This is a genomic window from Flavobacterium sp. FlaQc-49 (assembly GCF_044005985.1).
Lineage (GTDB): Bacteria > Bacteroidota > Bacteroidia > Flavobacteriales > Flavobacteriaceae > Flavobacterium > Flavobacterium cupriresistens.
This window is the reverse complement of sequence record NZ_JBIPCS010000006.1, coordinates 244,489-266,052: the sequence shown is the minus strand read 5'-3', so window position 1 is coordinate 266,052 and position 21,564 is coordinate 244,489. Positions and strand designations below refer to the sequence as shown.

Below are 21,564 nucleotides of genomic sequence, written 5' to 3'. Positions count from 1 at the left end.
AAGTACAAAACGGTTTGGTTCTCAAAAAATGAATATCAGCATTTAACTACTTAAAGTCTCCAACTATGCCAAACAGAAATTTAGAAAAAACAGATTCTTCAGTTCTTACACAATTACATAAAAAACAATTTGCTTCCTGCGAAAATAGCCCGGAAGCCTCCGAAGGGATTAAAGGAATCTATTTTGACCTTAGTATGCCGTTGTATGGTATGTCACCTCAACAATATATTGAAGGAACTAAATATCATAACGAGTGTTTTTATAAGCTAAATTACGTTTAATCTGCTTTGGTATAACGGCAAAAGCTTTATGAAATAGAAAAGACCCTTAATTGCATCTTAAAAAGCTGCCTTATTCTTTTGATATCTATAAAAGAATAAGCCACCATTAAATAGCGGAAACAATCAAAGGCCTTTTTATAAATAAGTTACAATACCGTTAGAACAGTTACCATTTGTGGCTATATAGTGCTTAACTTTTATTTGTCAGCTTTGCCATAGCTCTCACTGGGAATGTGCCGACTCCTTTAAATTTTGGGGGAATTGCACTAAATGTAAAACCAGCTGTTGGTACTAAAGACAGGTTACAAAGGTGCTCAACAATTAAGATTTCGGCTCCCAAAAGCGTCGTGTGTACGGGTCTGGTCTTTCCTGAGGTGCAATCTATATTATGAGAGTCGATACCAACGAGCTTAACATCACACTCTTTTAAGTAGCGGGCTGCTCCCTCTGTAAGATAGGGGTGGTTCTCATAATACTTTTCGGTATTCCAATGACTGTCCCAACCAGTGTGAATTAAAACTGCCCGATTTCTTATTTCATAATTTTTCAATTCATTTTCTGTTATTTCCAGCGTTTCAGTAAAGGGCACTCTGATTACAATTGCGTCAAGATCTGCCAAATGTTCCAGTCCAATTTCAGAAAGATCTTTTCCGTTTTCAAATCTGTGAAAAGGACAATCGAGGTAGGTTCCTGTATTGGTCACCATTTCAATTTTTCCAATTTGAAACTGAGTGCCTTCTTCATAAAACTGCTTTGAGTTTTCTCTGCTCAAATAATCGCAAACAATGGGTGCCGGCAATCCTTTATAAGTTACAAGTCCATCCTCAATAGTGTGGCTCAAATCAATTAGTAGTTCTGTTCCTAATTTTTCATTAACAGGCTTTCTTTTATGTGCTTCGTTAAAAACCTCTTTATTCAGTATTTTAGTTTGCCCAACCATAAGCAGTCGTAAATCTTCTACGATATAATCGGCAAGTTCTTTATCTGAAATTGTATCTCCTGAAATGTCAAGTCGAAAGTCTTCTCCTTTAATGCTTCCACCGTTTGTGAAATAAATTTCGAAATCAAATTTTACTCTTTTATCCATAAGTAATTATCAATTATTTAGTACTTCTAACGTCTCACTATCAGCTCTCAGTAGTGCTTTTTTTTACTGGCGTTACTTACAAATATATCGAAAAATTATAAAAACATAAAAGAATAAAACGAAGAAAGCCGCCCCAAAAAAGAGACGGCTACTTTGTCGAATTTAGATAAAAAACTCCTTCTTTTTTTGTGCTTTTAAATGGTCCTTACCTGGTTTAAGCTACACAAGTTTGCTTTTACTTTTTAATAAATTTATTAGAAACTTTTGAATTCCCTGTATAAACATCTAATATATATATTCCACTTGGTAAATTCTCGATATTAATTTTAGTATGGTTTCCTTTTTCTTCTTTTACTTTTCTACCTGATAAATCGGTTATTGTTATCTTGTTAACTTCCTCATTATTTATTAATTGTACATTTAGTATTGAGGAGGAAGGATTTGGGAAAATTGAAATTTTAGCCGTTTCAAAGGAAGCAACTTTAAGATTTGTCCCGTCTAATCTCCATAACTCTTTTCCTGTTCTACCATTATCTGCTAAAAAATACAGCATTTTATTGTCATGGTTGTAAAATCCCTCCGGATAAGAAGAGGCTCCTACAGTTATCCCTGCCGGCTGAATGTCTTTCAATAGCCTGGTTCCTGCTGAAGTACCGTCACTTTCCCATAGTTCTGTTCCTACAATACCGTCGCTTGCTCCTAAATATAGCTTGTTCTTAAAGACTGCGAGTGAGCTACTGAAACTTGTTGCACTGGTAGTTAATGCTTTTGTTCCTTCTTCAGTACCATCCGTTTTCCAGAACAGCGTCCTTCCTTCATTGCTATATGCAAAAAAATAAACCGAATTATTATATACTCTCAAATTGTTTGGAAAGGAGCTTCCTGAACCGGAATAGATATCTTTTAGCAATTTTGTTCCTGCTTCTGTACCATCCGTTTTCCATAATTCATTCCCATAAACATTGTCTGTGGCGGTAAAAAACAAATTTCCATCGTATTCTATTAACATTGTCGGAGCCGATCTGCCTTTGCCACTAAAACTTGTATTTACATCTTTTAGTAGTTTTGTTCCTGATTCTGTTCCGTCGCTTACACATAATTCTTCCCCTGTAAGTTCGCAATTTTCACAACCACTAAAATAAATTTTGCCATTGAATACTTTTAACTTTTTATTCTTTTCAATTAAAATGTTACTGACCTTTGTTGTTCCTTGTTCTGTACCATTTGTTTTCCATAATTGTGAGGTAATATTGGTTGCATCTCTGGCATTAAAATATAAAAAATCATCCAGTATTCCGAATTCACTTTGTGTATCAAAAAAACCGTTATACTCTCCCGGAAGAACATCTTTTACCATTACAGTTCCTGCGGCTGTACCATCGCTTTTCCATAATTCTCTGCCGTGAACAGCATCATCTGCACTAAAATACAGCACATTATTCATTACACATAAATTCCAAATACCGTATCCGGCTGGTCCGGCTTGAATGTCTTTTACTAATACTGTTCCTGCTGCGGAGCCGTCACTTTTCCATAATTCTAAACCATGAACACCATCATTGGCCGGAAAATACACAAAACCATTCATGGCTACCAAGCTATTATTGGCTCTGATCGCTCCGGCGGTCGGATTGATATCTTTTATCATTACTGTACCTTCAACGGTTCCATCGGTTTTCCAAAGTTCACATTCGCCATATACATTTCCGTCCATAGCCGTAAAAAAAAGCAATCCATTGTTACTGCAAAAATTACCCGGCCCTGAACTTTCATAACCTTCTCTTATATCCAGTATAAGTTCCTGAGCATTTACTTTTGCGAAACCCAACAAAAGAATAAGAATCAATATCTTTTTCATTTTTTAAAATTTTAAGATTGATCTGTATTTATCTCTTTTGTCATCCCCTATTTCATTTTGAATAGCAGGTTCACTTAACATCGGAATACAGCTTGTAAATACTGTACGTTTAAAATAAGGAAGTAAAAAGTAGTTTTTTTTCATCTCTTGGTTTTTAGCTTAATTGTTTGATTACATTTTAGATTTTCCTATTCCAGACAAAAAAGTGTCTTACTCCTTTGTTACTTATTTTAAAGTACTTTCGGGATACTTTTAGTCCAGACAGAAAAAACAGCATCATTACATCATCAAAATTAAAGCTTAACAAAAGCAAAAAAAATACTCCTTTTGGAGTATTTTTCATAATCTGAAATTAAATTATACCTTGAAGAATGCAGTTCTTAATAAGCTGCGCGGAGTTTTTACAATTTGATTTGGCCAAAATATTCGTGCGGTGTTTTTTTACTGTTAATGGACTAATAAACAGTTTCTCGGCAATTTCCGTATTATTTAAGCCGTTGGCGATCAGTTTAATTATATCAATCTCTCTTTTTGAAAATTCCTTTAATTCCTGATCGTCTTCGTCTATAGACAAATTCATAAAAGAGGGTTCTCCGTTGAGACCGATCAAAGATATTCTGTAGGTATTGTGTGTACTTAAATGATCAATTGCCGTATGTATATTCAACGATTTTCCGTAACCTCCATTGTCATCCATTGTCAGCATTACGGCTTGGTGATTGAACAAAGCATACTCCCCATTTTGAAGCCTGGCCCTGTGACAATAGCTTATTTTGTAACTCAATAATTTACTACGATCTATTTTATCTGAAAAAAAACGGGTCAAAAAACCTTCGGCCTTTATTACAAAATTGATATCATCGGGATGAATTGCTCCCAATACATCATTAAAAGTTAAAGTATCCGGATCAAAGCCATGCATCTCATACAGAGAAGGACTGATGTAAGAAAGCGACATGTCGAAAAAATCAATTATATAGAACGAAAAAGGGCCACTACTGATAATAGAGTTGGTAAGATCATTAAAAGAAATTTGGTGGGCCGGTGAAATTTTAGCAGTTCGATTGGCCTGCCAAACATTATGTAGATTTTCTATTTCCGGAAGCATATCGATTTGTTTACTAAATCATTTATTTGTTTAACAAATTAACATAAAAAAATGTTAAAACAAAACTTTTAGACTCAAATTAGAAAATCAGAATGCCCTATTGCTGAACTTCAAAATCAACTTTTTACAGTTGCGCTACTTTTTCAATCCAAATTCTCTTTTGTTTTGAACCTAAAGCTGTTTTACTTTTTTATTATACCGCTGTAAAACAGGTATTTATACGTTACGTGGGTCTAGTTTCTTATTGTAATTTTATTCTTATAAATAACACACCGACACTGCATTACGAGCTTGTAGTACGTTGTATATCAACAACTAGCAGATTTCAGACTTAGTAGATTTTACCAAATAGATTTTTACTAAGTTGACATTTTTTACCTGCATTATTTTAAAAATAATAAAGACAGAACACTTCTATTTTATCAAAGTATAAAAAACCGATGCTTTCTAAAATGTGTGTTATAAGATTAAGAACAAAATTATTGTTTATGGTTATTAGGCTCAATTAGAATACCTTCAATACCAATCTCCCACGCCTATATTCTTCAGGAAAATTCCAAAACAACTTATTTTTTTTGCTGATCTCAAATTGATTAACAATAGGTGTCACCTACCTGTGCTTATAGAATTACATCTTTTTATTAACCATTAAAACAACAAACAATGAACTTAAAAGAAAAACTTTCCCAAATTGGCGAAAAGCCGGACATGATCCTTATTATTACAGATGAGCAACGGGCCACACAACATTTCCCACCGGGATGGGAGGAAAAAAATCTTCCTACCCTTACGTTTCTAAAAAGGAACGGATTTAGTTTCGACAGGGCTTTTTGCAATACCTGTATGTGTTCTCCCAGTCGCACAACCTTATTTACAGGAATCTATCCTGCCAAACACGGTGTAAGCCAAACGTTAACAGAAGGAGGTCTTTTATCTCCACAAGAACCGACACTTGATAATTCTTTGCCGAATATCATGAATGTGCTTTGGGCAGATGGGTATGACGTACAATACAGAGGCAAATGGCATATGAGTAAAGGAGTAGCGCCAAATGGTACTAAAACAAACTATGAAGATTTAACAGCTGCAGATCTCTCCTTGTATGGCGCAATGGGCTGGGTTGCTCCGGATGCGGGTGAAGATGTTAACCCTCTTAATTTTGGAGGCGGATATGCCAACCATGATGCCCGATATACTGCCGAGGCGATAAAATATTTAAAAGAAGTAAAAGCGAGAAGAGCAACTGGAGATCATAAACCGTATTGCCTGATCCTTTCGCTTGTAAATCCTCATGATGTTTTGGCTTATCCAAACACGGCGGCTACTTCAGGATATCATCCGGATAGCTGGTCGGGCAGAGAAATTGGGCTTCCTGCTACTGTGGGTGAAAATTTACTTGAAAACAAAAAACCAATGGCACAGGAGCAGATTTTAATTAATATGGCTTTGGGTCTGGGCGCTATTGCAACTCCTGAGGAAAAACTAAATTATATTAATTTCTACGGCAATTTGTTAAGTCATGTTGACAAAGAAGTTGGTTATTTTATTAAAGAATTATACAAAGAGGACGAAAATGGACACAAATTGGCTGATACCGCCATTGTTACCATGACTTCCGATCATGGTGAAATGGGGCTGGCACATGGTGGTTTGCGTCAGAAAACTTTTGTGGCTTACGAAGAAGCTTTGAGAATACCGCTTGTTATTTCGAATCCAATATTATTTAAAGATCGTGATCTGAAACACTCCATGGCCTTGGCAACTTTGGCAGATATTTTACCGACTTTTATCGACATAGCCAATGTATCAAATCCACCAACAGGACTTGCGGGTACCAGTTTGTTGCCTGTTATAGAGGATAACACTGCGGTACAGCATAGTATTTTGTTTACTTATGACGATATCAAAGCGGGATCGAATAATAATTGGAACATCGTCAGAGCGGCGAATCGTATTCGTTGTATCAGAACCGAAAAGTGGAAATTCGATTACTACTTTGATGCTGCAACTGCTTTTTTCAAACAATATGAATTGTATGATCTGATCAATGATCCGTTGGAAATTACCAATTTGGCTTATGATCCTGCTTACAGTGAAATCAGAAGAGATTTAGAAGAACAATTGCATCAACTTGAAGTAGAAAAACTTTGGGTAAATGCACCTAAAGATGTTTTTAGTACGACAACGTTCAACTAAAAACTGCTTTAGAATACCCCATAAAAAATACAAATCAAATACTAATATTAAAAACCTATACATTATGTCAGAAAATATAAATTTGGAAGTTAGTACGGTACATTATACCGATTTTAATAATCCGGCTACCGGACAAACCACGATACAAGGAATAAGAGGCGTTTCAGGATCTGAAAATGTTTATATTTCAGGAAGTTTATTGGGTCAGAATAATGCGCTTCAAGGATTGATTTACGAAGGGCCTCTTAAGGGTGGCGGCAACGATGGAAAATGGTATGTAGTTAATTTTCCAAGTACACCGTCGGCAGTAGTTAACAATACTTCTTGTTATGGACCCAATAATGGTCCAAATGGAACGGTGCAAATTGTTGGTTCTTATAAAACGGCAACCTCAACGGATAAAGCACCTAGCGGAAATCTCGGCTTTTATTATGAAGGTCCTGTTGATGGCTCGGGAACATGGGTACAGGTTAGTCCGAACGGAGGGAATACAAATAATGTTTTTGTTCATAGTGTCATGGGCGGAATTGCGGTTGGCAATTATGATGTCGAAAACGATAAAAATGGCCATGCTTTCTTGTACAATACTACAACTAAAGAGTGTATTAATTTTAAACTCCCTGATTCGTTAACCAATACTTTATATGGTATCTGGCATAATGGTGACGATAGTTATACACTAGCCGGAGGGTATTCCAGCCTTCACTTGGGAAAACTGAGCCAGGCTTTTCTTGTTGATTACAATGCTAAAACCAGAAAAATCAGTAATCTGAAAACATTCAGCTACAAGAATGAAACTGTTTTGTCTATCATTACTCATTTTGAAGGGATCACCGTTTCTGAAGACAATGGCTATAATATGCCGGCTGACTGGATCTCTGCAAATGGAGAAGGTGGCGGAGCATCGTTTGTTTCTGTTCGCAGAAATTCTAACGGGTCATTTGGAGAGGCAAACTGGGTAGATATCGAGTTTCCGAATTCAAGTGCTAACAGTGCTAATACCGTTTACAGAAATAATCTTCTGGGTATTTACACCTCCGTGAATGATTCTGGTACTAAAGTGGTTTCTTCTTTTGTTGCGAAAGTTAGCGTTTAGAAATAAGCTAAGTAGTGGCTCGTACTAAGGTTTTACTTTAATCAAACTGTTAGCTAATTTTTTTTAACACATAGAAACATAGATTTTGGGCTAACAATTTAAAACTTTTGAAGAAAATTATAATTTTTTCACATAGTTCTTATGTTTGTTTTTTTAGTAAAACGTCTTTTTTAAGCTTTGTTTACTATACTTCTTTGTTCTAAAATTAATTGTAGCCAATGGGTTTTAGTGATTGAATTGTTATAGAAAACAACTTTTTATCTAAATTTTTGTTATATAGCGGTTAAGGGAAAAGTAATTTTTTCTTAATCGCTTTTTACTTTTTAACTATAGGCTGGTAAAGGAGGATCAAGTCCAAAAGTTGTAGGGAAGTAAAAATCTCGCAGAGTCGCAAAATCGCAAAGTATTAATGAAAAAACGGAAAAAAACTTTGAGACTCCATAACATTTTTAGAAATCCAAAGCTAGAAAGCAGAAAATTGGATCTTAAAAATAGGAGATTCTGTTTTAAAATAATATCTAGCTAAATTAAACCCAACGGATTGTATTAATGATGTAATATACTAAAAATTAAAAGCAAAAGACTTCAATTGAGGGCGCGTTTGTAGTATAAAAAAATTAGAAAAATAATGTTCTACAATTAATTAGTATGCAAACGTTAAATCACTTATTTCATCTGCTAGTTTATGGAGACCTCTTGAAATTTGCTCCATTTTTTCCCCTGATAAAGGAGCTAGTCCTTTTGTATATTGACGGAATAAACTTTGATTTATTCCAACATAATGTTCTGCAAAGGCTGATTTATTTATAACATTAAAATACTCAAATATTTGTTCTAAATCAACAACATAGTTGATATTGAAATCCTTAATCGTTAGCGATTCCCCTTTCTCATTTAAATAATCTACATGATATTGCAAAACTTCATTGAAATTTTCCTTTAATTCCGATAGATTGCCGCCAACTGTAGTTAATCCTGGTATTTCTTTCACGTATGCCGAAAAACCAGTACTTGTTTTTTCAACTATTACCGTAGTAACGTTTTTCTTTTCCATAATAAATTTTCAAAATTGTTCTTATGTAATCTTGCTAACAGTAAAATACAAAAGCAACAAGATTACTTAAGCCCTGCAGCTTTCAAAATACTATTTAAAGTACCATTTGCCAATTCTTTGCTGCCGTGTCGCGGAATTGGAATTTGGTTTGGTTTGTTTTTGTGTCTATATAAATCATGATTTCCACCACTTCTATAAAGATACCAACCCTCTTTTTTTAGCAATTTCAATATTTCATTTACTGTTGCCATTTTAAAATTAAATTACAAAACATATCAAAAAAACGTTATTGCAATTACATGATAAATATATAACATTTTTGTTATATAACAAAAATGTTATATCGTTTTTTATTTTAACAATCACTATCAATGTAACCTTAATTAATTATCTAAACCAACTATAACTTTCAAAAATTATTCACTTCTATCATTCGAAATAATAGCGCTCCACAATATATAACCTAAGGACATTTACCAACTGATCATTTTATAAATGAATCATTAAAAATAACTTTTGTAATCATGAGCCTAATAAAAAGCAAAAAACCACTCGATTGAGTGGCCTTTCATTCTTAGGAAATTTATTCCTTTATTACTGTTCTTTTTTATCCGGCAACTACCAGCCTAAATAATAAGTCGGGCTCAACCAGATTGGACGATCAAGTCCGAAATATTCCTGTAACATTTTTTCGGCTTCACAGAAAGCACCTTCTACCCAGCCTTGTTGGTCTGAATAGGCTTCTCCACAAATATGGATTTGCTCGTTTGCATCCGGTTTTCTCATGTATTCCATTACATTTTTTACTGAGAAACCGGCTTTCCAGGCATGGTATCCTGCACCAAACGGCTCGTCTGTCCAGTCTTTAAAATACGTTACATAGGGATCCGGTATGGTTACGTCCGGTCCGTGGAGTTCGCGAAGTTGGTTTATCAATTCGTCAACCATCATTTTCGTAGCTTGAACATCATCCAGTTCATGCAGTTCTTTTAATGATGCTGATTTGTTGGCTCTAACTTCAAAAAGTATTCTGTCATCGGAAAGCGCTTTCCAGAAGGTCTGGGTGACCATATCTCCATAACTTCCTAACAACATCGAGTTATCATTTTGAGCATCTGTTCCAAAATAATAACATTGTCTCATCGGTAAATCAGTGATCGAATGTCCGGAATCAATTCCTAGTTCTTTCCACCACGGATAATCAAAACCCATTAATATTTTAAAAGCGGGTGCCATAATTACAGAACGGATATTCTCATTGAGCACTGAATTTTCATTTACATCAAAAAAGAAATTGTTCTGATCCAGAAGTTCCAAAGATTTTCTCGGCATAGCAAGGACTAATGTGTTGGCATATACTTTCCATTCGGTATCGCTCTCCAAATTTAGAAAAGTCAATTCGTATTTATGAGTTTGACTTGAAGAATGTTCTTTGGTAAAAGTAAGCAGCTTATTTTCAGCCCAAATCGTGGCCTCTTCATGATCGGTATAAGAATTGGCCAAGGCATAGGCGATACTGTCATAGCCTTCTTCAATGGTTTTGTAAATGGTTCCCGCAGAGAAATCGCCTACCATGTACGGGAAAGCTTCCGCTCCATTCCAATTGATGGTATTGGAATAATATCCTCCGGCATTCGCCAAAAAGGTATATCCTTCCTCTGAAACCTGATCTTTAATCAAGTTCCAAAAACCCAGATCATTTACTTTACGTCTGTAATAGGGGGAATTAGGAAAATTGTAGACCAATTTAGGTTTTACGTCATCCCAATCTCTGCTGGTTAATTCGAAAGAATAATCATAAATTGTATCTCCTTTAATGATTTTATCACCGTAATTTTCAGCAACCCAAGGATCTGCTATTAAAACATCGTAAATAATTTTATTGAACAACTGATCAGAACTGAAACCCAAATCATCGTCGTTTAGATAAAATCGGGTTATCAATTTATCACCTGCTTCCTGAGCGACGTCCCAGGCATCTTGTTTAAAGCGCTCTTTACGAAGATACATATACAGTTTTGCGGGATCTCCCATCGGAAAGGCAACGGGCGTCATTCTATCGTTCAGAACGGGAGTACGTTTGGCAGGATCCGGTTCGGTAAGCGGGTAACCTTCAATTAATGTGGTCACAATTTCCTGAGAAGTCAGGTAACGCATACCTCCCAATTCGCCCCAGAAATTCATTCCGGGCATAATAACCGATTCCAATCTGCCGCCCAGTTTGTTGTTCATATCAAAAATTTGAACTTCACTGGCGGTATACTTTTTGTCGGTTACTAAACGATATGCGGTGTATAATCCGGAAGTTCCGGCACCGATAATAGCTACTTCAGTTTTTAAATCAGGATGCATTCCTTTATTTAATGGTGTGTTTTTATTCATGATCGTATCTTTTTAAAGTGCTCTAAAGAATTTGTGTCCTAGTTGGAAAGGTGTGATATCAAAATCAGTATATCCGTCTAATGCAAGATCAGACATAATTTTGCCTAAGAAAGGGGTGAATTTTGCAGCCCATCCGGTCGCGTACAATACGATGTTTTCGTGATTGGGTACATAACTTGGTGCGAAATCAATCAGCAGCTCCTTGTTTGGGATATTACTCAGGGCAATAAGACAGGTTGAAGTATATTCCGGTTCTGCATTTAATCCGGTCATGTATTGTTTTACCCAATCAGAGGTATATCCCAGTTCTTGTGAATTTGGGATTAACGATCTGTCATTCGGTTCTTCTATAGGTTTCATTACAAAATCCGGTGCCACGCGAATATACCCGGGGTGATCCCAATCGACTTCAGGGAAACCGTAGAACTGATTTCCGCTTTCGCCTTCCGGGTTTTGAAATACAAACCAAGTTGGGTATTGAATGTCCGGATCGGTTTTTTTAAAATAAGCCGAAGACATATTCCAATACGTAGCGTCTATGTGAAAATTCAGCAAGTTGATCACACTGTTAATATAAGGCCCCGGAATTAGCGCCAATTTTTTAGTAATATAAGCGCCTTTTGGTGTAATAATCTCAAAGAGATCTCCCAATTGATTGATTTTAAGTACGGGTGAATTTTCTTCTAAGTGTACCGTTTCTTGTTTCTCACACAGTTCTAAATACGCTTCTATCGTTGCTTTAAAATTGATACTGGCACCATCTTCCTGAAACAGTCCACTATATTTTACCGGTAAGTTTTTAAAATGGTATTTATCTTCTATCTCTTTTGAAGTCAGCGAGGTGTAAGGAACGCCTAATGCTTTTAGTGCTTCTTCTGCCTCAGCAATATTCCCTTCTGTAGATTGTACGGTGGGGTCTCCAAACCAGAGTGTTCCTACTTTGTCAAGCAGCTGTTTGCCGGTTTCTTTTTCGAGTTCATCCCAGTACGGCTGCGAATCTAAAGCCATTTGTACCATATATTCATCCGGATATGGGATTCGGAATTGGCGTGACACTCCCGCAGAGCTCCCCAGTTGATTCACAAAGGTGAATTGTTCTAATACCAGAGTCTTTGCATTTCGTTTACCAAGATGATTCGCAGTGGCTAAGCCTATTGCTCCTCCTCCAATGACGATTACGTCGTAGTCTTCTCTAATCATTTGTTGCTTGTTTTATTTGTTTATGGTTGTTTGTGGTATTGATCGGGTATTGCTGCTTTTCGTTGCCTGCTTTTTTTTCGGTAACTTTCTTTAGTCTTCGAAAATCCTTTGTTTAAAAAAAACGTCAAACTAGTTCCAGTTGACCAAATTGGTCGCTGTCGTTAGAAAAATTGAGATTAGCTGCTTTTTAAAGGGTATTGTTTTGTAAGAATAGCATTGTTTAAACGAGACATGCTAAATCAAAAATAGAACTTTTATGAAGCTGAATTTAGCGTGTAAATACCTGATTTTCTATTATTATAAATGGAGTTTTTGAACCTCAACCTGATAATTAAATTAGGCCTTTTGCAGTTGTTTTTGTTATTCCAGGGCTTTATTTTATTTGATTCTGGGGGCGTAAAAACACCTACCAGATCTCAAAAAGATCTTGCAGGAGTTGGTTTGTAGTAACAGCTATACAAGAAAAAGTTGGACACGAATTGCACTAATTTCCACTAATTTTTTGTGAATTGTAGCATAAGGTTAAATCATTTTAATCCTTTAATCAGTGGCAAAAATTTCACGCTAAGAATCTCAATAATCAATTCGTGAAAATTAGTGTAATTCGTGGCGAAAAAAATCGATCCGACACTTACTATTCTAACTAACTTTTAGACTGCATCAAAATCCTAAAAACAAAAAAACCACTCGTTGGAGTGGTTTTTAGTAACTATAAATCATGAATCCGCATCCTACTGGGGCCGACAATGATAGCGTCTATTTTATCTTTAAAGGCTAAATGACATTTGTATTTTTTGTCCAGAAAAATTTCTTTCACAAAAAAATACTCCTCCTCTATTTTGGCATAATGGTTCGTTACCTCAAACGATTTTAAAGGAATAGAAAGCCCTTTACCATTTGCTTTGATAACGGCTTCTTTTTGTGTCCAATACTCAAAAAAGGCACTTTCGGTATCCTCGTTAAGCGAGAGATTGTCCCATTCTCTTTTTGTCATTTGCGATTTAAATCCTTCGAGCTCTATGTCGTGGATTATTTCAATGTCTATTCCCACATCGCTCCTATCCGACAGCACACAAACAACAATTTCTCCTGAGTGTGATATATTAAATTTAGTCGTATCGTCATTTAGAAATGGTTTACTGTAAAGCGTATAACTCAGCTCTGCTTCGGCGTAACTTTTACTCATTTTCTGAAGACCATGGCGCAAAAGCAATCTTCCTAACAGGGACAACTGACTGTCTTGCCAACGTCTGTAAGCCAATATCTTTTTTTGAAAATCGGCCGAAAATTCATTTAGATAATTCGTTATAAGATAATTGTGATTCTCTTCAGAAATGTAAGCGTATAAAATGTGCGTCATTTTGTATCCGTATTTAATCTATATCATTAATTGGCAATCTCAAATACAATTGCTTCAACGGCACCTGTCGCAGAATTTATAACCCCTACATCTGTTTTTACTTCTGACATTCTTACCCACACACCTCCATAACAATCTCCAAATCCAAATGAACCCCAAATTAGTTTATGCAACGTCCATTCGTTCTCTGCGTTGGGAGCTAAAAAGTCTAGTGAATCGCTAAATTCCTGGGCAATAAACGCATTATTTTGCAGTGCTAATTCTAATGCTTCTTCCCATTCTTTTTCAGTTGAAAATTTGCCAATAAAAACGTCCTTCCCCTGAAATCCTCTTGCTACTTTTATTACAAATTTATCTTTGTCGGTTTTCAATAAATCAGGAAGATTATGCTCTATACCCTTAAAAATGACTTTCTTATTTTCGATAAACGAAGTCCACGGGATATTTTTTAGGATCAGTTCATTTTCTTCGGGTGAAAACTTTCCTGCCTGAGCCAATTCCAACAAAATAAACAAGTTTCTTTTATCACCAAGCATCCTAAGTCCAAGATGGTCGGGAAGGTAAATCCTGTCCATCATAAAAGCTCTGAATATGGCCGGGGTAACATTCATATCCATTGTTAAAATGATCAAACTGTGTATCACTTTATCTCTTAAACATAGATTTCCATTGGTTAGTGTCAATTCATTCATATCTCCGCCATATGCACCGCCATTTAGTCCAAAATTGGCTAATTCTTCCTTAAACAGCTTGTCAAAAAAGCCTAGACTTTCTTCTTTTTCGGCTTCATCTTCGATATCTCCCATTTCCATAAACAGGTTAATAGTGCTTTGTTTACCCAACTGTTTAATGATTTGTTCGATAAGGAATTTCATGTAGATCTGTAAGGTGTTCCTTCCCTTGTAATCCAGAACTTTGTCTTTATTTACTAATTCGGGATGGTTATTTCTTATCAGCGATTCAAAGCTTTGTATTTGCCATCCTCCTATTGAAGATCCAATATTGGCTTCCAAAACTTTAAACCCGTCTTCTGTAAAAGTCAAATCTAATCTACAGCCTATTTCAAGATCTTTTTTATGACATAACATGGCAAATTCTGCCATCATTTCGTCTCCTGTGAAATAAAATTCTGCCAGTTTTTTTATATCATCATTAAAATACAACGATGGAATTTGTTTTAACAGGCTTGGGATTTTTACAGACAGTGCTGTTAACTCTTGTGTCATTTGTTTATTGATGAGCACGGGCCATCCGCTTACGGGATATTTGTAACTTTTAAATACATCAGGAACGGACTCATGGTTGGTATTTATTCTTGCGGGAATATCTTTAGTGCCTTCAAATTCTAAAAATTTTTCGGAAAGGATTGTATATTCTTCAGTCGTATTTTTTATCATAAAAAAGTGTTTTTATTTTAATATATATGCTTCTAATTGAAATAAGACAGGTCCAAAACCTACTCTTATATTTTATAGTATTCCCCAATAAAGCAAATAGGTTGCTAATAGTATGTTTGAAAAAATCACGGAGAAAATGACGCTTCTGGCATCGGTTTTTTTAATGGTTAAAATGTAATACAGCAAGGTCAAAATCAGACACCCTAAAAAGACCAGTACCAACAGAAATATATAGTTGAAGGTTTGCGGCAGACCAAATGCCAGAATGAAATAGTTTTGTTCTGAAACTTTCGTGATGGCCATAAGCAAACATCCGAAAAGTACTAATCCGGTAATAGAAGTAATCGTTATCCCAATCCTTACTATCTTATCCTGAACTGTGGTATATCTCTTTTTGATTAATTTGATAAGGTAGGCAAAAATAAAGGCTAACATTACTACTAAAGCTGTTGCTAAAGGGAATAGAAAAATAGGGTCTTGTTCTCCGATACTTTTACCGGTTTTCGCAACTCCTTTGTTAATCGTAATTCCTGTAACTAGTTTTACATTATCGGCTTCCTTAAACCTATTGAGATCCAGTTTTTGTTTCGGATTATCGATGAAACTTTCTACAACCTTGTATCCAATTTTTGTAAAACTAGGAACATGGCCATAGGTTCTGGCTTCGATATAATTGGCTTTACCGAATCTTTGTGCTACTTTTTTTCCGTTATCCAGTGGTGTGATCGGATCAAATTCGCCTGAAAAAACCAACACAGGATATGCCGCAGTAGCAAGGTTAGAAAACGTATTGTCTTTTTTTGCAGCTATTGTACGATTACTATTCCATGCGTCACAAACTTTAAAATCTGATTTGTAGAATGAAATTCCTCCATTTAATCCCTTAAACTGCGATGCGTTTTGCTGATATTTTAAAAAATCATTGTTGGGAAGGGTCTCGTTACAACTCACACAATAATATACGCCATAATCCATCGACAATAAACTTGAGAAAGCACTTACCAGGTTTCCTAAAGATTCTCCTCTTCTTTCATGAAACTGATAAATTAAGAGCGGAATAACTTCTACTAACTTTTTATTGTATAGGGCTTGCTGAACTGCTACTTTAAAATCTTCGGCATTATATGTAAATGTGCCGGAAGGAATTAATGTTTTATCTACTGTCACAGTCAGCGGGTTTTTCTCCAGATCGGCAATTACTTCGTAGTATATTTTTTCTAAATTGGGATATTGTTTATCGTAGGTCTTGTCACTTTTACAGATTTTAAATACTTTCTGTAAACTCGTCATATAATTTGAAGTATTCTCTACATAATAGGTCGAAATGTCATAAACCGGAGAGTCTAACAGTAATGATTTTACATCCCCGGCAAAATTGTTTGCATATACTTGTGCCATGTAGGTTCCGTATGATACGCCGTATACATTCCAGTTTTTGTACTTTAATGCTGTTTTTAAGGCATGAAGATCTTTTGCTACAGCTTGGCTGTTGTAAGCGTCGAGGTTGATTCCTCTGTTGATAAGCTCTTGCTTGCAGGACATTGCAGCATTCGTTTTTTGCTTTTCATCTTCTTCTTCTGACTGGTTTTTTGCCAGAATTTCTAAAAATTTCTTTCCTAGTCCCTGATCCAACCTTGGCTGTGAATAGCCAGTCCCACGGACATCAAATAATACAATATCATTATTTTCCCTTAGAGGATGATTCAACCATAACCATATATTATCAATACCACTCGCGCCCGGGCCTCCTTGTATAAAAACTACTGCGTTCGAATCTTTTGCTGTTGCATTCTTTTTTAGTACAGTTACCGCAATTTTTATTGTTTTACCATCATTTGCTCCCCAGGTTTCCGGAACAGTAAGGTAGCCCCAGCTGATTTTTTTGGGATCTGATTTTTTGAATTGAGGCATAAAAGCGGTCCTATTCTCAAAAGTCACATTTTGCGCCTGCAAATTCCCGATCAGGATTGCAAATAAAAAAGAAATAGTACTAATTGTTTTTCTTAATCTCATGATGTTTATCTTATGTTTTTTTCTATTTATTTCAGTTAAAAATTGAATCCTATGTCTATTGTTCTTTCTTTTTCAATAGCTAATTCTATGTCTATTGTTTTTAAAGATTGATTGGCGTTTTCTACAATTTCACGAAGTAGTTTTTCGTATTTTAGTAGTATTAGTTCAATTGTAGCTGCTTCGTACTTTGTGGTATTGTAACTTATTGTTCCTGCTACATTTCCCTCGTTTACGACAAAGTTGATCAACATAGGAAGTCTGCTGTAGGAAGTACTCATAGGCGCTATTTCCAGCTGCAACTTTTCATTGATCGCAATGTTTTTGTAGCTGAACGAAGGGTTTTGCAATACCAACAGTACATCTAATCGCAATTTATTCTGTAGGACTTCGGGAAGATCCTGGTGTTCATCAATCTGTAACAGATTTTGGTGCGTTTCTTTTAGTAGTTCACTAAGACTGTTTTCTGAATTTATACGATTCCTTAGAGGCAACGTTTTCGCAAACATTCCAAGTTGATTGTGCAGTTCGGAATGGGTTCTTCCGGAATTAACCGTTCCGATGCAAAAATCTTCTTCTCCATACATTTTATGCAGGAGCAAACTAAATGTACCGACCAAAAGGGTGTGAAGCGATATATTTTGCTGTTGTGTGAATTCGTTTAATTCCGAAAATGTAAGAGAGTCAAATACAAAATCATGATCTGTTCCTGTATGTTTCTCTTCATAATCATCTGCATCAAAAGGAATACTGTTTTTCCAGGTATATCCTTCGAGGTATGTTTTCCAGAATTTTAAATTGGTCTCATTAGCACTTCTTTGTTGCTCCTGATGCCATACAACATAATCCTTAAATTGAAACTTTAATTTGTGAACCTCTATGTTATTCTGCTGTTCTATTTGTTTGTATTGACTAACAAACTCCTTTACTAAAATTTCTAAAGACCAACCGTCCATAATGATATGATGGGTACAAAATACCAAATAAGAATCCCCGTTTTTCTGATGAAATAATGCTACTCTCAACAGTGTTTCCTTTTCTAAATCAAAGGCTTTGTTTACGTACTCCTGTATGGACTTTGTTCGCTCTTTTTCTTCATAGAAAAATTCATCAACTATTACCTGTGTTTGTTCCGCAGCAGCAATTTTTTGATTGGGAATTCCTTCTATCTCAATAAAATTTGTTCTTATGATTTCATGTTTTTTTAGCAATTCCAAAAACACTTGTTCTAAAACCGTTTTTTTAATTTGACCTTGTACTTTGAATACGGCCGACATATTATAGGATATCGATTTTTCTTTTAGTTGTGATGCCAGCCATATGTTGTATTGAGAAGACGTAATTGCATAATGCAAACGTTCTGCTACCGGTAGAATCGCGATCGCTTGTACGGTTTCTTTTTGCTCGAGATACTTTGCTAATTTTTGTACGGTAGGATAGTCAAAAATGTCTTTTAAAGTTATTCTGTACTGCAGTTTTTCGTTTATACTGTTTATTAATTTCACTGCATTCAGGGAGTGACCACCAAGCTGGAAAAAATTATCGGTAATACCAATTTCTGCAGCTGTCCCCAATACTTCACGGTAATACGAACAGAGCTTAATTTCTATTTCTGTTGTTGGTTTTTCATAAGAAAGTGCTGCTTTTTCTGTGGTAATTTTTACCTGTGACAGCGCTTTTCTATCGACTTTTTTATTGGGAGTTAACGGAAATTCGTCTAAAGAAAATAGTGCATGTGGAATCATATATTCCGGTAATTCTTCTCTCAATGTGTTGATAATCTCAACCGTATTAAAGGTTCCGGTTTGCACAATTACATAGGCAATTAATACGGCTTCCTGTCCGGCACTTTGCCTGGCAATTACTACGGCTTCTTTAATATTTTCTATTTGATTTAACTTCGTTTCTATGTCTCCAAGTTCTATGCGATATCCTCTTATTTTGACCTGATTATCGTTGCGTCCCAGGAATTCTATTTCCCCTTTTTCGTTCCATTTTCCTAAATCTCCCGTATTGTACATTCTTTCGTTTTCCTTAAAGGTATTTTGAATGAATTTTTCATTGGTCAACTCTTCATTTTTAAAATACCCCTGTGCTAATCCGTCACCACCAATATAAATCGTTCCCACACTACCAACAGGCAACAATTGCATACAATCGTCGAGTATATACAATTCGGTGTTGTGAATGGGTTTCCCAATATTTGAGGCTTCATTTGCCTGAGTTACTTTTTTACAGCTGGACCAAATTGTTGTTTCTGTCGGGCCGTACATGTTCCATACTTCAGCAGTGGTTGTAATTAGCTTTTCGGCTAATGTTTCGCTTAACAGATCGCCTCCGCATAAAATTTTGAGCGTTTTATCTCCTTTCCAACCTGCATTGTAAAGCATTTGATAAAAGCTTGGAGTCGCCTGAATTATTGTCGGTTTTAGTTCTGCCAACTTTACAACAATAGCCAATGGATCTGCTAAAAGTTCCGGACTAGCGATGTATAGTTTAGCTCCTGAAATTAACGGTACAAAAAATTCAAGTATAGAGATATCAAACGATTGTGTGGTTACTGAAAATAAATAATCCTGCTCTTCTACTTTAGGTTTGTGTTGTATACTGATTAGAAAGTTCAATAATGCTTTGTGGCTTATGGCTACTCCCTTAGGTTTGCCTGTAGATCCCGAAGTATAGATGATATAGGCTGTAGACACAGCTGCTATTTCTTTTTGTTCCGTTTGTTCTAACTTAATTTCTTCTTTTATAATAACTTCAATATCTATAATACTGTCCTTTAGGTCCAGATTGTGTTTTAGATTTTGGGTTGCTATAATTTGTTGTACGCCACTGTGTTCAATAATGTATTCCAAACGTTCTTTTGGAAAAGAGGGGTCTAATGGAATATAAGCACTGCCCGACTTTAATATCCCTAATAAGGTCGCCACAAGATTGGCCGAACGATCCATTAAAACTGCAATTGGGGCAGTATTTTGTTCCTTGTTTATTCGCTGCAAATAAACTGCTATTTGATTGGATAGCGCATCCAGCTCCCTATACGTATACGTTCTTTGCTCGTCTACCAGTGCAATTTTGTTCGGATTTTTGCTTACCTGTTCACTAAAAAGAGTTAAAAAAGTAGCCTCGCTCGGATAACTAAATTCTGTTTTATTGAAATCTTCTACGACTTCTTTTCTTTCTGATGCGGTCAGGTATTGGAATTTTGAAAGTGATTCAACCGGATTGGCAATTACAGCGGAAAGCAAGGTTTCAAAATGCGTTACCATTTTCAAACTATCGGATGCACTAAAATAATTGACATTATAATCAAAGTCAATTTTAACATCTTCCGATTCATCAAATTCCCGAATGTAAATGGCCAAAGCAACACGCTCTGACTGGTGTGACAAGGGTACTACTGTGGTCTCCGAATTGGCAAAATGATCTGCATAATTTTGTTTTTCGTAAGATAAAGTGATATTAAAAAGTCGGTCTTTTTCCTGAAATAACTCCAGCTCTTTTATCAGTTTTCCTAATGGGAATCGCTGATGACGATAGTCTTGTCGCAGTTGTTGCTTGATGTTTTTTACCAGATCTCCGAAATTATCTCCAAAATCAAATTGAATTCGCAATGGCGATACGCCCATGAATAATCCCACTGTTTTTTTGAATATCGATTTTCCTCTGTTTAAAACCGGAAGCCCTATTGCAAAATCTTTATTCTGGTGTTTTCTGCCAAAATAAAGGTACAATACGCCTAAAATTACATGAAATGTTGTAGCTCCCAAATCTTTACCAACTTGTTCCAATTGGTTGTAAACCGCCCGTTTGATTGTTATTTCTTGTCTTTTGCTTCGATTTGGTTTGTTGTTTTGGTCGATTTTTTCAAATAGTCTTTCGGGAAGCTTTTCGAATTTTTCTTTCCAATACAACTTATCTCCTTCGTAATCTTCGGATATAGCATACGCACTGTCGTCTTTTATGAAATCCTTGTACGTAAAAGGATATTCTGTCACTACTTTTCCGAATCTTGAAAGTTCATTATAGTTTTTTACCAATCTTTGAAACATTAAGGAGGTTCCCCATCCATCTGTTATGATATGGTGGTACACTGAGAATAAATAGTGAAGCGTATCATTTACTTTTACCAGAATAAATTTATGCAGTACTTTTTTTTCATTTAATTGAAATGGAATTTCAAACGTATTCTGCATAAATTCGTTGGCCTCAGCAGCTGCATTTACTTTAGAGGAGAAATCAACAAATTCTAATGCCATAACATAGTCCTCAATAGTCTCTATTCTTACCTCCGTATCCAATAGATTCAGAATACTTCTATAGGTATCATGCTGATTGATGAGCGCTATATAAGCCTTATTTAATACTTCGAAAACTATTTCTCCCTTAATTATTATTTTTGCTCCTATGTTGTAAATAGGATCTTCAGGATACATTAGTTGTTCAAAATAAACATCTTGTTGTGGAAGTGTGAGTTTCATTTTTTTTAGTTTTAAAACAATTATAAGAATCAAATCCCCTGTCATCTTCGT

At 35.6% G+C, this 21,564-nt stretch carries 15 protein-coding genes; 3 read left to right on the top strand and 12 right to left on the bottom strand.

Annotated features, from left to right (window positions below; genetic code table 11):
* Nucleotides 1-65: 65 nt before the first annotated feature.
* Nucleotides 66-281, top strand: coding sequence for a hypothetical protein (locus ACHRV3_RS14520; protein WP_395435078.1), 216 nt, complete (start codon nucleotides 66-68; stop codon nucleotides 279-281).
* 190 nt (nucleotides 282-471) lie between these two features.
* Here ACHRV3_RS14520 and ACHRV3_RS14515 read toward each other — a convergent pair whose 3' ends face one another.
* From ACHRV3_RS14515 to ACHRV3_RS14500, 4 genes are all read right to left on the bottom strand, one after another.
* Nucleotides 472-1,368 (bottom strand): cyclase family protein, encoded by an 897-nt coding sequence (locus tag ACHRV3_RS14515; RefSeq protein WP_395435079.1) that lies wholly within the window; start codon nucleotides 1,366-1,368, stop codon nucleotides 472-474.
* 235 nt (nucleotides 1,369-1,603) lie between these two features.
* Nucleotides 1,604-3,226: an ELWxxDGT repeat protein gene (locus ACHRV3_RS14510; protein ID WP_395435080.1), complete on the bottom strand. Its 1,623-nt coding sequence runs from the start codon at nucleotides 3,224-3,226 to the stop codon at nucleotides 1,604-1,606.
* A 3-nt stretch (nucleotides 3,227-3,229) separates the two neighbouring features.
* Nucleotides 3,230-3,370, bottom strand: a complete 141-nt coding sequence (locus ACHRV3_RS14505) for a hypothetical protein (RefSeq protein WP_395435081.1) — start codon at nucleotides 3,368-3,370, stop codon at nucleotides 3,230-3,232.
* Nucleotides 3,371-3,578: 208 nt separating this feature from the next.
* A complete protein-coding gene (locus ACHRV3_RS14500; RefSeq protein WP_230002479.1) occupies nucleotides 3,579-4,334 on the bottom strand; it encodes a LuxR C-terminal-related transcriptional regulator in 756 nt (251 codons plus the stop codon).
* A 663-nt stretch (nucleotides 4,335-4,997) separates the two neighbouring features.
* Here ACHRV3_RS14500 and ACHRV3_RS14495 point away from each other — a divergent pair.
* Together ACHRV3_RS14495 and ACHRV3_RS14490 are read left to right on the top strand one after the other, a co-directional pair.
* The gene (locus tag ACHRV3_RS14495; protein WP_395435082.1) at nucleotides 4,998-6,530 is read left to right on the top strand and encodes a sulfatase-like hydrolase/transferase; all 1,533 of its coding nucleotides are present in this window, start codon (nucleotides 4,998-5,000) and stop codon (nucleotides 6,528-6,530) included.
* A 64-nt stretch (nucleotides 6,531-6,594) separates the two neighbouring features.
* Entirely contained in the window at nucleotides 6,595-7,626 is a 1,032-nt protein-coding gene (locus tag ACHRV3_RS14490; RefSeq protein WP_395435083.1) for a hypothetical protein, read from the top strand.
* A gap of 643 nt (nucleotides 7,627-8,269) precedes the next feature.
* Here the strand turns inward: ACHRV3_RS14490 and ACHRV3_RS14485 are convergent.
* The 8 genes from ACHRV3_RS14485 to ACHRV3_RS14450 all read right to left on the bottom strand — a co-directional run bounded on the left by ACHRV3_RS14485 (nucleotide 8,270) and on the right by ACHRV3_RS14450 (nucleotide 21,513).
* Nucleotides 8,270-8,680 carry a type II toxin-antitoxin system HicB family antitoxin gene (locus ACHRV3_RS14485; RefSeq protein WP_395435084.1) on the bottom strand — a complete coding sequence of 137 codons (411 nt, stop codon included), beginning with the start codon at nucleotides 8,678-8,680 and terminating at the stop codon, nucleotides 8,270-8,272.
* Between the two features lie 62 nt (nucleotides 8,681-8,742).
* Nucleotides 8,743-8,931, bottom strand: coding sequence for a type II toxin-antitoxin system HicA family toxin (locus ACHRV3_RS14480; RefSeq protein WP_395435085.1), 189 nt, complete (start codon nucleotides 8,929-8,931; stop codon nucleotides 8,743-8,745).
* A 367-nt stretch (nucleotides 8,932-9,298) separates the two neighbouring features.
* Nucleotides 9,299-11,062: a flavin monoamine oxidase family protein gene (locus ACHRV3_RS14475; RefSeq protein WP_395435086.1), complete on the bottom strand. Its 1,764-nt coding sequence runs from the start codon at nucleotides 11,060-11,062 to the stop codon at nucleotides 9,299-9,301.
* A 12-nt stretch (nucleotides 11,063-11,074) separates the two neighbouring features.
* Complete coding sequence (locus tag ACHRV3_RS14470) at nucleotides 11,075-12,262, bottom strand: FAD-dependent oxidoreductase (RefSeq protein ID WP_395435087.1); 1,188 nt, start codon at nucleotides 12,260-12,262, stop codon at nucleotides 11,075-11,077.
* Nucleotides 12,263-12,971: 709 nt separating this feature from the next.
* Nucleotides 12,972-13,622, bottom strand: a complete 651-nt coding sequence (locus ACHRV3_RS14465) for a 4'-phosphopantetheinyl transferase superfamily protein (RefSeq protein ID WP_230002485.1) — start codon at nucleotides 13,620-13,622, stop codon at nucleotides 12,972-12,974.
* A gap of 26 nt (nucleotides 13,623-13,648) precedes the next feature.
* Nucleotides 13,649-15,019, bottom strand: a complete 1,371-nt coding sequence (locus ACHRV3_RS14460; protein WP_395435088.1) for a hypothetical protein — start codon at nucleotides 15,017-15,019, stop codon at nucleotides 13,649-13,651.
* Between the two features lie 72 nt (nucleotides 15,020-15,091).
* A complete protein-coding gene (locus ACHRV3_RS14455) occupies nucleotides 15,092-17,032 on the bottom strand; it encodes an alpha/beta fold hydrolase (protein WP_395435089.1) in 1,941 nt (646 codons plus the stop codon).
* A 35-nt stretch (nucleotides 17,033-17,067) separates the two neighbouring features.
* Complete coding sequence (locus ACHRV3_RS14450) at nucleotides 17,068-21,513, bottom strand: amino acid adenylation domain-containing protein (protein WP_395435090.1); 4,446 nt, start codon at nucleotides 21,511-21,513, stop codon at nucleotides 17,068-17,070.
* Between the last annotated feature and the right edge of the window lie 51 nt (nucleotides 21,514-21,564).